Annotated in this window: 13 protein-coding genes; 7 read left to right on the top strand and 6 right to left on the bottom strand. The window is 33.4% G+C overall.

Annotated features, from left to right (window positions below; translation table 11 throughout):
* Positions 1–77: 77 nt before the first annotated feature.
* Positions 78–560, bottom strand: coding sequence for a Dps family protein (locus tag AAFN75_RS11655; RefSeq protein ID WP_144116830.1), 483 nt, complete (start codon positions 558–560; stop codon positions 78–80).
* A gap of 102 nt (positions 561–662) precedes the next feature.
* Here AAFN75_RS11655 and AAFN75_RS11650 point away from each other — a divergent pair, with 102 nt between their 5' ends.
* From AAFN75_RS11650 to AAFN75_RS11625, 6 genes are all read left to right on the top strand, one after another.
* The gene (locus tag AAFN75_RS11650; protein WP_411806480.1) at positions 663–1,604 is read left to right on the top strand and encodes a LysR family transcriptional regulator; all 942 of its coding nucleotides are present in this window, start codon (positions 663–665) and stop codon (positions 1,602–1,604) included.
* Between the two features lie 81 nt (positions 1,605–1,685).
* Positions 1,686–2,051 carry a hypothetical protein gene (locus AAFN75_RS11645; RefSeq protein ID WP_411806479.1) on the top strand — a complete coding sequence of 122 codons (366 nt, stop codon included), beginning with the start codon at positions 1,686–1,688 and terminating at the stop codon, positions 2,049–2,051.
* 290 nt (positions 2,052–2,341) lie between these two features.
* Positions 2,342–3,265: a hypothetical protein gene (locus AAFN75_RS11640; RefSeq protein WP_411806478.1), complete on the top strand. Its 924-nt coding sequence runs from the start codon at positions 2,342–2,344 to the stop codon at positions 3,263–3,265.
* A 4-nt stretch (positions 3,266–3,269) separates the two neighbouring features.
* On the top strand, positions 3,270–5,255 hold the full coding sequence (locus AAFN75_RS11635) for a TonB-dependent receptor (protein ID WP_411806477.1): 1,986 nt from the start codon (positions 3,270–3,272) through the stop codon (positions 5,253–5,255).
* A gap of 30 nt (positions 5,256–5,285) precedes the next feature.
* Positions 5,286–6,164, top strand: coding sequence for an MbnP family protein (locus AAFN75_RS11630; protein WP_411806476.1), 879 nt, complete (start codon positions 5,286–5,288; stop codon positions 6,162–6,164).
* Positions 6,165–6,239: 75 nt separating this feature from the next.
* On the top strand, positions 6,240–7,259 hold the full coding sequence (locus AAFN75_RS11625; protein WP_411806475.1) for a cytochrome-c peroxidase: 1,020 nt from the start codon (positions 6,240–6,242) through the stop codon (positions 7,257–7,259).
* 87 nt (positions 7,260–7,346) lie between these two features.
* Here the strand turns inward: AAFN75_RS11625 and AAFN75_RS11620 are convergent, their stop codons facing one another.
* From AAFN75_RS11620 to AAFN75_RS11600, 5 genes are all read right to left on the bottom strand, one after another.
* Positions 7,347–7,544, bottom strand: coding sequence for a hypothetical protein (locus AAFN75_RS11620; RefSeq protein WP_411806474.1), 198 nt, complete (start codon positions 7,542–7,544; stop codon positions 7,347–7,349).
* A 320-nt stretch (positions 7,545–7,864) separates the two neighbouring features.
* Positions 7,865–10,534 carry a T9SS type A sorting domain-containing protein gene (locus AAFN75_RS11615; protein WP_411806473.1) on the bottom strand — a complete coding sequence of 890 codons (2,670 nt, stop codon included), beginning with the start codon at positions 10,532–10,534 and terminating at the stop codon, positions 7,865–7,867.
* Between the two features lie 196 nt (positions 10,535–10,730).
* Positions 10,731–12,314, bottom strand: coding sequence for a helix-turn-helix transcriptional regulator (locus tag AAFN75_RS11610; RefSeq protein WP_411806472.1), 1,584 nt, complete (start codon positions 12,312–12,314; stop codon positions 10,731–10,733).
* A 97-nt stretch (positions 12,315–12,411) separates the two neighbouring features.
* Positions 12,412–13,212: a TIGR00266 family protein gene (locus AAFN75_RS11605; RefSeq protein ID WP_144116819.1), complete on the bottom strand. Its 801-nt coding sequence runs from the start codon at positions 13,210–13,212 to the stop codon at positions 12,412–12,414.
* A 133-nt stretch (positions 13,213–13,345) separates the two neighbouring features.
* Positions 13,346–13,801, bottom strand: coding sequence for a DUF4442 domain-containing protein (locus AAFN75_RS11600; RefSeq protein ID WP_411806471.1), 456 nt, complete (start codon positions 13,799–13,801; stop codon positions 13,346–13,348).
* 159 nt (positions 13,802–13,960) lie between these two features.
* Between AAFN75_RS11600 and AAFN75_RS11595 the strand changes: the two genes are divergently transcribed.
* Positions 13,961–14,407: a DUF4870 domain-containing protein gene (locus tag AAFN75_RS11595; protein ID WP_411806470.1), complete on the top strand. Its 447-nt coding sequence runs from the start codon at positions 13,961–13,963 to the stop codon at positions 14,405–14,407.
* Positions 14,408–14,544: the final 137 nt, after the last annotated feature.

Raw genomic sequence — 14,544 nt, 5'->3', positions numbered from 1 at the left:
AAAAAAAGCGACCTTAAAATAAGATCGCTTTAATAGCTAGTAATCAAAGTTGTAAATTGTAAAAACCAACTATTTATTTAGACGGTTTCATTTAACCAAGCTTTCATCATCCAAACAGTTTTTTCTTGTTCAGTAATAAAATCACTCATCATTGAGTTTGTTCCTTCGTCATTTGCATCTCCTGCTTTTTCTAAAAGTGCTCTTTCAATACTTAGAAGCTCGGTAAGCGATTCTACTATTAAACGTACTGCTTTTTCATCTTCCGAAATATTTTTTCCAACAGGAACTCTTGCCTTAGCCGAATAATCTTCGAATGTGTGTAACGGCGTTTCACCTAAAGTTAATATACGTTCGGCAATTTCATCTACTTTCATATTTGCATCTGTGTACAACTCCTCAAATTTAACGTGTAAATCAAAAAATCGTTTTCCTTTAATATTCCAGTGAATGCCTCTTAAATTCTGATAATAAATTTGAAAATTAGCCAATAAACTATTTAAATCTTCAGCTAATCCTTTTGTCTTGTTGGTATCTAAACCAATACTATTTAATGTTGTCATAATCTTTGTTATTTTCTTACAACAAATTTAAATTATAATTAACACGTGTTTCAATAAGTTTTATTGATACTTTTTATATTTTTATAGCCTAAACTGATACTGATGACTATTACCCAATTATACTATGTTTTGGCTGTTGCCGAAAACCAAAACTTTACTAAAGCAGCCGAAAAATGCTTTGTTACGCAACCAACATTAAGCATGCAAATTCAAAAGCTTGAAGACCAGTTAGATGTTTTAATTTTCGACCGAAGCAAAAAACCTATTGAGCTTACCGAGGTTGGTAAAAAAATAGTAAATCAGGCTAGAAATATTGTAAATGAATCGTACCGCATACAAGATATCGTCGATCAACAAAAAGGATTTATTGGTGGCGAATTTAAATTAGGAATTATTCCAACGGTTATGCCTACTTTATTGCCTATGTTTTTAAAGAGTTTTATTAAAAAACATCCTAAGGTAAAACTTAAAATTGAAGAGCTAACTACCGAAGAAATTATAACAAGACTTAAAGATGGCCACTTAGATGCTGCCATTGCTGCAACACCTTTAGAGGATGACAGCATTAAGGAACGTGTACTTTATTTTGAACCTTTTGTTAGCTATATACCAAAAGGACATCGTCTCCATACAAATAGCAAAATTGATGTTACCGATTTAGATATTGATGATATGCTGCTATTAGAAGATGGGCATTGTTTTAGAGATGGCGTTATTAATTTATGTAAAGTACTTAAAAATCAACCTGATGATAATTTTCAATTAGAAAGCGGAAGCATTGAAACGCTTATAAAATTATCGAACGAAGGGCTAGGAATGACTTTATTGCCATATCTACATACTTTAGATATTAATGAAACTGAAAAAGCCAATTTACATTACTTTAACGAACCTACACCTGCTAGGGAAGTAAGTTTACTGTATCATAAAAGCGAATTAAAAATGCAGATTATAGAAGCCTTACAAGATGTTATTTCTGGTATTATTAGAGGTGCTATTGCCTTTCAAAATGTAAAAATAATAAGTCCGTTACCTAAAAAATAAAAGATAAAAACCGCGTCCTAATTAACATCAATAACGATTTTAATATTAGGAAAATTTAAAAAAAAGCAAGACCTTTACACCGTGAAAACAGCAGCACTTATATTCGCTTTATTCTTGCTTGTCAAGCCTATAATTCCAGTATTGGAATATGCTGCATTTTACGATTATATAAAAAATGAACTGTGTATAAACCAAGACAAACCAGAGTTAGCTTGTAATGGTAAATGTCACCTTAAAAAGGAATTAGCTAAAGCTTCAAATTCTGAAACAGGCAATGAAAACAGTCATTCTATCACGGTAGAACAATCTATAGTGTTCTTTCAAAACACAATTAATTATTATGATTTTGTTATTCTTAAAGAACAAAATCCAAAAATAAACGCGTCATACAATGCGATATACAAATATCATTATATGAACTTTATTTTTCACCCACCTCTTATATAGTTTCTTCATAAAATAAGGGACTCAAAAAAAATCCAGAATAGTAAACTACCATCGTATTCTATTAATTTAAAAATTAATAAGAATAAAATTACTTAACACGTAAAAAACGCGCGCTTAATAAGGTGACCTTTGGTGTATTCTCATAGTTTAATGTGTTCCCTTAATGATTTCATTTGGCGGTAAAACGTACAATTATATTAATTGTACAAATCTAACTAAACACAATACCTTAAACAGTATACTTTAGTTAGGCACAACCTCTATCATTTTTAAATAAAAATCAATAAACAATGAAACTTATACAATTTACTGTATTTGTACTTTTTGTTGTGGTTACTTCTTGTACACTAGACAAAACAGATTACGAAGCAGAATTGGTTACCGAAACTACCGAATACATAGAGTATGAAGAAGTAACAGCCATAGTTAGCGAGAATTACACCATTAGTATTGAGGCTTTAAACGGCACGTTATATAAAGGATACAACGAAATTCACCTTAAAATTAACAATAGCCAAACAAATGAAAATTTGAATGATGCCGAGGTTACTTTTTTACCTATTATAACCGATGCCAATGGAAATAAATCCTCTTGCCCACATGCTTATAATTTAGTTTATAATGCCAATGAAGGGTACTATACTGGCTATGCAGTTTTTACTAGCGAAAGTGACTCGACAGTAAATTGGGAGATATACATTGATATTACTGATAATGGCGAAGTAACATCTGTTAATCATGCTATTACTATTGCGGAGCAAAACAATTTAAATTTAAACATGACGGCTTTTACAGGTAACGATGGCGAACACTATTTTATAGCCTTAGTAGCCCCACAAAGTCCAAGCGTGTCACAAAACGATTTGGTCGCAGGTATATACAAATACAACAAGCCAACTAGTAACGCTGGCACATTTCCTGATGCATCACAGTACTCTTATAGCGTGGTTGAAAATCATACGTTATTATTAGACCCAAGAATGCCTGAACCATCTATGGGAAATCACTCATCGCCTAACAACCAAGATCTTACTCAAGAAAGTGATGGTTTATATTACGGCGTTGTTAACTACACCATGACAGGCAATTGGACCTTGAATTTTATTTTAAAAAATGAAAATGATGACATCATAAAGGGAACCGAAGTATCAACGGAGTTTACACCAGGAATTGAGGGTGAAAAAGGCGAATTACACATCGACATATTATTCTAAAAAAATGAAAGGATTTACAATACTAATACTTTTGTTTGGCACATTTGCGAGCGCTCAAAATTTACAAATGCAACAGGATAGTGTGGACGTACAATTGGATGAAATTGTGATTATTGCGGCTAAGAAAAAGAAAATTGAAACCGAAATGAAAATGGCGGTTTCTGTTGATGAATTTTTAGCCTCGTCTGATAATATTAGCTTTATAAAACGTGGTGCTTACGCATGGGAACCTTTACTCAATAATATGAGTACAGAGCGTTCTATTATTACTATTGATGGTATGCATGTGTTTGGAGCTTGTACAGATAAAATGGATCCCGTTACGTCGTATGTTGAAAGCAATAATCTTGCGGAAATTGATATTCAATCAGGACAAGCAGGAGGCTTAAATGGCTCTACTGTTGCTGGAAGTATCGATTTGAAAAGGAAAAGCACATCGTTTGGCCTGAGTAAAAAATGGAATGCTGCCTACCAAACTGGCTTCGAATTTAATAACAATCAATTCTTTAACCTTGGTAATGCTTCATATTCAGGAGAAAAACTAGTAGCCGAAGGTAGTATATCGTATAGAAAAGCAGAAAATTATTCTGATGGAAATAACGATGAAGTTAACCACTCCCAGTACGACAAATTCAATACATCATTGGGCTTAGCGTACAAAACGAGCGACTTATCAGCCCTAAGGGTGGATGCCATTTTCGATAAAGCGAAAGATGTTGGTTTCCCAGCGCTTCCAATGGATTTATCTTTATCGAGAGCACTTATAACCTCAGTGGCATACAAAAAGTTTTTTGAAAACGGAATTGTTAAAGTATGGGACACTAAATTATATTATAACGCGGTTGAGCACTATATGGACGATACCACCCGTCCAGAAAACTTAGTACATATGGATATGCCTGGTTGGAGTACAACCTACGGTTTGGTTTCTAAAATTAATCTTAAAAAAGAAAAATTTGCTTCAGAAATACAGCTAAATGCATATGATAATTTATCTATTGCAGAAATGCGTATGTATCCACAAGACCGCAGCAAGCGTACTATGTTTGCTTTTAGTTGGCCCTGGGTTACCACACAATACGCAGGACTTTCAACGAGTAACACTTATGATATCTCGGAAAAAAGTCAACTAAATTTTGGAGGCTCTTTAGGTGTTAATTACAACTATTCAAAATATGTTGAGTTTAACCGAATTTTTCATCCGGGTGCATCGCAAGGAAAAACACGGTTTTCACCAAGTTTACATGCGGGTTACAACCTAGATATCAACCAATTTAATTTTTCAGTTGGTGGTGGCTATGGCCATAGGGCACCTTCGGTTTCAGAAGGTTATGGGTATTATATTTATAACAGTTTTGACCGTTATGATTACATTGGAAATCCAGATTTAAAAAACGAGGTGTCTTATGAGGTTAATGCTAGTGCAGGTTATAAAACTAAAAAAGGTGGCATTTTGGCAAAGGCAAATTACTTTTACATACAAGATTATATTATAGGAAGAATATTAAGTGCCGGAAGTCCTATGAATTATCAATCGGTTGGTGTTAAGGGCTACACGTCTTTAGACAATGCTACCCTATTTAACTTTTCATTGAATGGTAACTATACCGTTTTAAAGGATTTACACTGGAAAGGAACCCTTACGTATGCTCGAGGGCTAGATGACAATAAAAATAATTTACCGTTTATTCGTCCGCTAAGCTACCAAACGTCTTTGCATTATGCATATCAAAAATTCGGATTCTCAACGTCCCTTAATGGCGATTATAAGCAAATTAATTACAGTCCAGAATATGGTGAAGATGAAACACCTTCTTATACCAATTGGGATGCCTCGGCAAATTACTCCTTTTATATAGAAGGCTACAAAACAGTATTCCAAGTAGGTGCCGAAAATATTTTAAACGAATACTACAGCACCTATGCCGATTGGGGAAATATCCCTAGAATGGGACGTAACATCTTTACGTCCTTAAAAATAAACTTTTAAACAAAATCAATAACAACAAACAAAATCAAAATGAAAAATTTTAAAAAGTACCTAATATTATCTCTTAGCGCATTAGCAATAGTTTCTTGTAGTGATGATGATGCTCCTGTAGCTAACAATGTAACCCTAGAGTTTAATAACACTTTTGGAAACGAAACTATAGTACTTGGTAATGCCACTTCAACCGAGGCTACCACAAATACTTCTGCCGAAGGACAAGTACACCACTTTGAAGAGTTAAAATACGTAATTAGTAACATCCGCCTTATTAAAGTAGATGGTACCGAAATACCATATAATGTGAACGATTTAGATAACGGTGCTACTGTAATAAACCAAGCTAAAACTGAAACTTTACAATATGTTTTAAATGATATTCCTACTGCTGATTACAGTCAAATAAAATTTGGTTTAGGAGTTAAAACATCATTAAATACTCTAGACGAAGTTAGTTTCCCTAACTTTTATGCAGCAGCGGGCGAGAACGACACGCAAATGCACTGGGAATGGGGAACAGGATACCGTTTTACTAAAATTGAAGGTTTTTATGACAGTGATAATAAAGTATTGTCTTTCCACTCTGGTAGCACGATAGACGAAGACCCAGATGATACTACTGGTGAAAGCTTTATTCAAGGTGTTGATGCATATCGAGATATTACATTAAGCCTTCCAACTATGGCAACTGTAGGGAATAGCGCACCTAAAATTGTTATTAAAGCCGATTTTAATAAATTTTTAAGCGGAGATATTCATACTATTACTTTAGTAACAGCAGAAAATATTACTAACAACGCAACACCAAGTGCGCATACTGCAACAGAAATGATGAGGTTTGTTGACAATATTGGAGGAACCGGAGATACTAATACTACAGGTATGTTTTCAATTACTAGCGTAGAAAACTAAATATAAATACAGCTTCGGCTTGACATTTATATCGAGCTGAAGCTTATTATTAATGCCTCTAAAAGCGTTTACAAAATGAAAAATTTAATAAGAAATATGTGTGTGGTATTAATACTTGCGTCTTGTAGTAATGATGACTACCAACCCATTTCTTATGATAATCCGGAAATCACGCTAAACATTCCGGAAGGTTTTCCAGATTTAAACATTACTGCTACCACTAATGCACCAACAACATATGGTGTAGAGCTAGGAGAAAAATTATTTAACGACAAAAGGTTAAGTGCAGATAATACCATTGCGTGTGCTAGTTGCCACATACAAGCAAACGCTTTTACCGATAACTTATCCAAAGCCATAGGTATTGAGGGTAGAGTCGGGTTACGCAATACGCCACCCATTCAAAATATGGCATTCATGCAATTTTATAACTGGGATGGAAATAAATTAGTTTTAGAAAACCAACCTTTAGTACCTATTATAACGCACGAAGAAATGGATTCCTCTATTTTAGAAGTTATTGGTAAAATTGAAAACGATCAAGAGTATATTGAATTATTTAATAAAGCTTTTGGTGATGAGGCTGTTACAAACGAAAGAATATTTAACAGTATTGCTCAGTTTGAATACACTTTAATTTCTGCAAATAGCAAATACGACAAAGTTATACGAGAAGAAGTTGAAACTTTTACTGAAAGTGAAGCACAAGGTTATCAAGTTTTTAAAGATAAATGTATAAGTTGCCACAGCACAGAATTATTTACAGATCAAAGCTTCAGAAACATTGGCTTTCCTATTAATCCAGATAGCGAAGAAGGTGGCCGATCGAGAGTTACTAGAGAAGTAGACGATTACTTGCGTTTTCGTGTACCTTCATTACGAAATATTGAATACACAGCACCCTATGGTAGTTTTGGACAATTTAATACTTTAAAAGACCTCCTAGATTATTTAGATAACGGTGTTGTAGATGCCGAAAACTTAGACCCTATTTTAAAAGATAATGGCAATAAAATCCCTCTCACAGAAGAGGAAAAAACCCATCTCATTTCATTCATGAAAACACTAAGTGATAATGAGTTTATTGAGCAATAAATTATAATACCAGAACTTACGTTGAATACACCATTCAATAAACCTACCTATTTAATGCAAAAAAGCGACCCTAGAGTCGCTTTTTTATTATGTTTTTAAATAAATTAAACATTGATTTAAATCGGGATTTTGCAATACCAGAGAATGAATATAAATTTTAAGCTCTTCAATCTCATAAGGCAACAATCTATTTAATGCCTTTTGTACTTCTTTGCAAAACAACGATGTGTCAAAACTAACTTTATTAAGTATAGTTTTTGTGTAATCTAGCATTGCTCTTGCCATGATTTTTACAGGGTTTTAGGTTTTAATAATAAGTAGATTTATAGTATAGGCTTTATATTTTTGATGTTTAAATTTAGTGAAAATATAATCAAGTTCTATAATTTTAAGGAATATTAACACAAATAACTTAAAATAGAACATCAACGAATTTCTAAAAAAAAACGCTAATCACTTAAACTAGAGCCTTCATCTTTATATTATACTTTATTAATTATCAAAAAAAAATCCTGTATAGCGAACTACACAGGATCAATTTAATGAGTTAGATGCTATTAATCAAATTTAACTAAACCGAATTACCGCTTAATTTACTTTGTTTTCTACTCAATTATTATTTTCTGACTATACACTTTATTCTCATTTTTCACTTTTATAAAATAGAATCCACTTGTGTTATTTTTTAAGTCAATAACGGTATTGTTACGATCAATTGTTCCAGAAGACACCCTTTGACCAATGTTGTTATAAATTTCGAAATCGAATTTTGAGTTAGGGTTGTTCAACTTCACATTTACAAACCCTTGTTTAACAGGATTAGGATGAAACCTAGGAGCTTCAGATGCTAACATAGTATTTTCATTAGCTTCTAAAGTAGTAAAGTCTATACTTGTTTCCCATGAACCTCTACCGTAAGTAGCAGCTCTTAACTTTGCACTTGTTGCCGATGTATAAAAAACCTCTAAATCTTGAACTGAGTTTCTAGGTAAATTGGTTGCTTCTTCTGTCCAAGCACTTTGAGAATCATCAATGTAATACACTCCTATATCTGCACCAATAAACACACCATTTTGAGTACTGTTTTTAAGGTGTACAATTGTATTTATAGGTAAGTTTGGTAATGTACTAGAGTAAACATCTGTCCATGAGGTTCCGCCATTATTAGTTTTAAATACTTTACTAGACGCGTTATATCCAGAAAACACAACCCACACCTCATCAGAATTAGAATTTGATATGGTTAAGTTTTTTAGTGATGCAGACCCAACAGGTAATGTTCCTGTTACATCAGTCCAGTTAACTCCAGCATCTGTAGATCTTGAAAGTTTATTTTCTGTAATCGCATACATGACTTGATTATTAGTCGGTGCAATTTCAAAACGTAAAATATTTTTACCAACAGCAGGCGTTCCTAGGGCAGTCCAATTTGGAGCCGAATCACCATTTGGTTTCGTTAGCATATCTGTACTTTTATACAGTGCTGGTCTTCCTCCTAAATAAACCCAATCCGCTTCAATTGGATCTTGATGAATCGGGCTAAACCACTCGCCATTTGTTGAAGGAAAGTACGATACCACACCGTAACTTGTGCGGTAAAATTGTCCGTTTGTTGTAGATGAAATAATGATATTATCATCTGTACGATCTATAAAACCATCTTCACCATCACCACCACTTAAAACAGACCACATACCTGCACTAGTTGCCATAATAGAACCTATATCTTGTAAACCTGCAAAATATTTATTTGGGTCTGTAGCAGAAAGTGCGATATTTGTTTGCTGACCAACAGCTATGTTATTCGTAATATCTTCCCATGCCGATTGCCCGTTAGAAATTCCTTTTGAAATCCCTCCATCGCAAGTTGTATATAAAGTAGTATCATCGTGTGGAGAATACGCAATGTATTGGATATCTGCGTGGATATAAGGTTTGGTTTCAGTTGAAGGGTATTGAGACCCCGGAAAACCATCTTTTACACCCAACCAATATGTAATTCTTTCCCAACTTGTACCACCATTAGTGGATTGCCATTGGTTTATTCCTCCAATGGTTACTAAATTGGCATCTAAAGGAGACACTGCAATTGCTAAATCATGGTCTGCTTGTCCGCCATTCCAACCTTCAGTTGGTGCTGACGGCGGATTATCACTAGCGTGCAAAATATTAGGAGTACTAGCTGTTGTTTCATAAACTAATGAGAAATTAGAGCCACTATCGGTCGATTTATAAACGCCCTTTAAACCTCGCTCTAAGTTTCCAGCAATAGCGTATACCACATCTTCATCATTAGCTGAAACTGCCATTTCAATTCTACTTACATCAGAGGTTGGAATACCTGAAGCAATAGTCCAATTTGCACCATTATCCGTTGATTTATAGATATAACCTTCAGTGTCATTATACACACTAGCAGCATAAACTGTATTAGAGTTTCCAACGGCCGTTCCTGGTTTAAATTCAATATCATAAAATGCTTCTGCACCCGTTGTTAATGTATGTGTTGCCCAACCATCGGTAGTTCTAAAAACACCACCATCTGTAGCAACCATCATCGTAGATGGCGTATTTGGGTCCATAACAATTTTAGTAATTCTGTAGTTATCGGCCGCTGTCCAAGTTAATCCTGTAGAATTCCATGATGCTCCACCATCTGTAGATTTTAGGACGCCTATACTTCTTCTATCATCCGCTCTATCTCCTGTTGCTAAGTACATTGTAGATGTTGTTGTTGGGTGTATAACCAATCCAGAACATCCTATTACTGCTAAAAAATCAGTATTAGTTGTCCAATTATTGCCACCATCAGTGGTTTTCCATAAACCACCATCTGGAGCACCAACATAAAAGGTAGATGCGTCTAATGGATCGAAAGTTATAAATGATAATCTACCAGAACCTGTATCGTAACCTGATGCTACTGAATTACCATTTAAAGAAGACCAGCCTGAAGCATTGGACTTTGCACTATTTTTATTTAAAACTTTATTAGAAGTAGACCACTCCATATAATTGGAATAGTTAGATGATAAAAGTGACATATCGCCTGAAGGATATACCTTATCGGCCACCTTTTTTTCCCAACGTTTAAAAATATTATAACCCTGTCCTTTTGCGGGTGTTTTAGTTTCCCAGTATTTGTCAAATTTTGCTTGGACATTATAAAAAGTTTCCTTTTTACTCGTTCCTTTTTTACTCCAACTTTTACCGTTTTGTCCAAATGATAAAACAGAGAAAAGCACAGTAAATAAAATTGTGTAGATTTTTTTCATTTTTTTATTTAATTAAATTTAAGATAGATTGTTGTTCTATTTTTGCATCAACTAAACTATGTTTAGGGTAGCGTATATTATAGGACAACAAATATCAAAAACTTTATAAAACGAGCGCTATAAATCACTACACACCCACTACACGCATTGCGTTTAATAGTATAATATTATCTGTGGCTAATTAAAAAACCTTTGGCTATAAATTTTTAAATTCTTTATTTAAAAAATCTACCAAAGTGTATTCGCTTTCCTGAAGATTCATTTTTTTGGAAATACGATAACGCTTACCTTCAACAGCACGCGTAGTGGATTTTAAAAACACAGCTATTTCTTTACTTTTAAAACCCACAAATAAATAATAGCATATTATAATTTCGGAATCTACTAATTGAGGATATTCCTTCTTAATTTTTGTAAAAAAATCAATATTAAGTTCGTTTACCAATTTTAAATGATCCTCATTTTTATCTAAAAGAAGTGGCGCATTAATATGTAAATTTTTATATAATTCTTTTACCTTATTTTGCTGATTTCCGCTTCCATCAAGAGATGAAATACTCTTAATTTCCTTTTTAACATCACTTATATATTCTTCTAAACCATGAACTTTTAATTTCAGCTTTTCATGATTGGATTTTAAGTAAGTGAACTCGTCATTATTTTTCTCATAACTATCTACGATTTTTGAAGCGCGCCTATGTTTAATAACATAAAAAACAGACACCACAAAAACTACTATAATTAACACAATAATCCATAGCTTATTTATATTTTTCCACTTCCGTTCTTCACCTAATTCAGTTTCAGACTGCATTAACGAATCTCCCAAAAGCAGGCTCGCACTCATTGTTTTGTTTAACACCTCATTTTCTAAAATTCGTAGAGAGTCTACGTAGCTATTTTTAGCCTTAAAATCTTTTTTAAAATCGTAATAGTCAATATAAAGATTATAGTAATTCCTTTTATCATTATCATTCATTCCGTCTTTAACGCCTGCGGATTTGGACAAATACAATAATGTTGAATCGATTGCCTTTTTATTAAAATGAAATTCACCCAAACTACCATAGACTGTAGCTAAATGTCGTTTGTACAATAAAGGCTGAATAGTAGTATTATTTTTTAAAGCTTTTAAGGTATTAAAATGCTTATGCGCCGCATTTAAATTATTTAAATCAAGGTAATTGGTAGCTAATAAAAACTGAGCATACATGTGGTAATATGCATCATCCTTTATGCTTTTATAACGTTCTAAATTATCTAATAATATCTTATTACTCTGCGCGTATTTTTTGTTTCCTAAGGCTTCTAAGGCCTTCATTTGGGTAACTTCAATAATGCCATCATTATTATTAGCTAACTTATAAAATTTTTCAGCTTTTGCGAGATACTCATAAGCACTAGTATCTTTTTTTACGATATAAGAATTATAAAAAAGCTCTAATGAAGCCCAACCTGCTACATTATAATTTTTTTCAAGCTCGGCATATTTTAATGCCAAAATGCTATTTTGATACCGCTTTACGGTTTCGTTATTTTTATCGTTAATTAATACTTTTAACTCGTAATAACAGGCAAGATGCCCCTTTATTTTTTCGTTTAAGGGTAGCGTAATTGAATCTAAAAATAAAGCTGCTTTTTTAGGGTTTTTATCGATTATATTATTTGCCGAATCAATATATTTCATATTTGGACCTTTATGATCATTTTGAGAAACAACAGGATTACTAAATAAAAAAACAGCTAAAAATAATAGATTAAATAATAATTTTAAATTCAATGGTCTTAAGGTTAAAGTCTATATTTTATTACATGCTAAAATATAAAAAGGCTGCATCAAATGATGCAGCCTTTAACAAAAATCTTTTTTTATAAATTTAGAATCTATTATCGCCATCAAGTAAATCGCCAAGGCCTCCAAGTACACTTCCTTCGCCTTTACTCTTTCCTCCTGCTCTAGGTGCCGATGCCAACACACGACCTGCCAACCTACTAAAAGGTAGGGACTGAATATATACGGTACCAGGACCTTGAAGTTTAGCAAAAAATAAGCCTTCGCCTCCAAAAACCGTGTTTTTAATGCCACCAATAAATTCGATATCATAATCTACCGTTTGATCGAAACCTACAATACAGCCAGTATCTACGCGTAATGTTTCGCCTGCTTTAAGTTCTTTCATAGCCATGGTTCCTCCTGCATGAACAAATGCCATACCATCGCCTTCTAGTTTTTGCATAATAAAGCCCTCGCCTCCAAAAAGTCCGCGTCCTAGTTTTTTAGAAAACTCAATACCTACGCTTACACCCTTTGCTGCGCATAAAAAAGCATCTTTTTGACAAATAAATTTGCCGCCAAAACGCGATAAATCTATTGGGATTATTTTTCCTGGATATGGTGATGCAAAGGATACATTACGTTTACCGACTAGATCGTTATAAAAAGCTGTCATAAACAAACTTTCTCCTGTTAAAATTCGTTTTCCAGCACCTAATATTTTACCTAAAAACCCTGTATCGTTTTGCGAACCATCACCAAAAATGGTTTCCATTTTAATGCCATCGTCCATCATCATAAAACTTCCGGCTTCGGCTACAACGCCTTCTTGTGGGTCCAATTCAATTTCTACGTATTGCATTTCTTCGCCGTAGATACGATAGTCTATTTCGTGTGAAGTCATTTTGTTCGGTTTTTTTGTTGATTCGCTTATATGTTGATTTGTTTTGAGTTTTGTTACAGTTTTTCTTTACTGTTTGTTGTTTAGCTGTTTGCTTTTAGTTGTAAATCAACTATACGACTTTACGGCAAACGACTTAACTCTTTAATTTTACACTCCACTCAAAACCAAAGGTAGATACCACTACACCCTCTTCGTTTACACCAACAGATTCCATCCAAAGGGTCTTTCCTTCGCCAGTTTCTATAGCTTTTTTTAGTACTTCGTCCACAGCCTTACCATCTGTACAAGTAAATGTTATTTTACCTAATGCTTTTTTAGTAAATGTGGCTTTATTGGATGTTACTAACATAGATATACGTTTACCAGAGTCTTGAATTTTAGAAATCATTAATGCACCGGTTGAAAACTCTGCTGCCATACCTTGTACTGCCCAAAACATAGACTTAAATGGGTTTTGATTTATCCATCTAAATTTAACACCTACTATACATTTTTCTGTATCTATATATTTTGTTCTTACGCCACAAAGGTATGCCGATGGCAGCTTGAACATGGTGTAAGTATTTAATTTCTTTGGTGTTAACGCCATTTTATATGTTTTAATTTTTTACTAAGTTATGAAAATAATTCACATTCCTAAATGTTAATTTTATGTTAATTTTTAGTACTATGCGTAACAAAGTACCTTTTTTTAGACATATATTTGCATAGGAAACTATTATATGTTTTAAATCAATCGAAAAAAATCATGTTAGACAATCACCAAAAAAACATTGCCACTTTTATTCACTTATCTACGTTTAGTAGGTTCTTTATTCCGTTTGGGAATTTTATTGGCCCTATTCTTTTATGGAGTGTGAATAAGGGGAAATCGGAATTTATAGATAGAAACGGGAAAGCGATTATTAATTTTCAGTTAAGCGTGTTTTTGTACGCTATTATTTTAGGCACGTTAACCATTCCGTTTTTTGTTTTTAAAATTTTTAGTGGTATTGATTTTATAGATTTTAATGCTTTTGAGAGTTTCCATATTACTATTGGTAAGCCTTCGCCTCTACTATACATTGGTGGCGCTTTAGGTGCTATAGCAGTAATTGGTTTTATTATTGAATTGGCCTTAATAGTTGTGGCTAGTTTAAAAGCTAGAGATGGCGAGGTGTATAAATACCCGTTTACTATTAATTTTTTGAAATAATTTAAATTTTGAATTTAGCTGTGAACATTAACACACCCCTTAATCCCCTCTTTTTAGAGGGGAAACTGAAACCTTTAAAAGAAAACCATGAATACTACAGAGCAGCTAAAACTGCAGACTAACCCGCGTTAGGGATT

It is taken from the genome of Algibacter sp. AS12 (assembly GCF_046736315.1).
GTDB classification, from domain to species: domain Bacteria; phylum Bacteroidota; class Bacteroidia; order Flavobacteriales; family Flavobacteriaceae; genus Algibacter_B; species Algibacter_B amylolyticus.
The sequence above is the reverse complement of the archived record's forward strand: the minus strand, read 5'-3'. Positions and strand labels throughout refer to the sequence as shown.

What these genes read in the sequence shown, in the direction of transcription:
- AAFN75_RS11655 (WP_144116830.1), bottom strand. Translation starts at nt 560, where the DNA reads ATGACAACATTAAATAGTATTGGTTTAGATACCAACAAGACAAAAGGA.
- AAFN75_RS11650 (WP_411806480.1), top strand. Translation starts at nt 663, where the DNA reads ATGACTATTACCCAATTATACTATGTTTTGGCTGTTGCCGAAAACCAA.
- AAFN75_RS11640 (WP_411806478.1), top strand. Translation starts at nt 2,342, where the DNA reads ATGAAACTTATACAATTTACTGTATTTGTACTTTTTGTTGTGGTTACT.
- AAFN75_RS11635 (WP_411806477.1), top strand. Translation starts at nt 3,270, where the DNA reads ATGAAAGGATTTACAATACTAATACTTTTGTTTGGCACATTTGCGAGC.
- AAFN75_RS11630 (WP_411806476.1), top strand. Translation starts at nt 5,286, where the DNA reads ATGAAAAATTTTAAAAAGTACCTAATATTATCTCTTAGCGCATTAGCA.
- AAFN75_RS11625 (WP_411806475.1), top strand. Translation starts at nt 6,240, where the DNA reads ATGAAAAATTTAATAAGAAATATGTGTGTGGTATTAATACTTGCGTCT.
- AAFN75_RS11620 (WP_411806474.1), bottom strand. Translation starts at nt 7,544, where the DNA reads ATGGCAAGAGCAATGCTAGATTACACAAAAACTATACTTAATAAAGTT.
- AAFN75_RS11615 (WP_411806473.1), bottom strand. Translation starts at nt 10,534, where the DNA reads ATGAAAAAAATCTACACAATTTTATTTACTGTGCTTTTCTCTGTTTTA.
- AAFN75_RS11605 (WP_144116819.1), bottom strand. Translation starts at nt 13,212, where the DNA reads ATGACTTCACACGAAATAGACTATCGTATCTACGGCGAAGAAATGCAA.
- AAFN75_RS11600 (WP_411806471.1), bottom strand. Translation starts at nt 13,801, where the DNA reads ATGGCGTTAACACCAAAGAAATTAAATACTTACACCATGTTCAAGCTG.
- AAFN75_RS11595 (WP_411806470.1), top strand. Translation starts at nt 13,961, where the DNA reads ATGTTAGACAATCACCAAAAAAACATTGCCACTTTTATTCACTTATCT.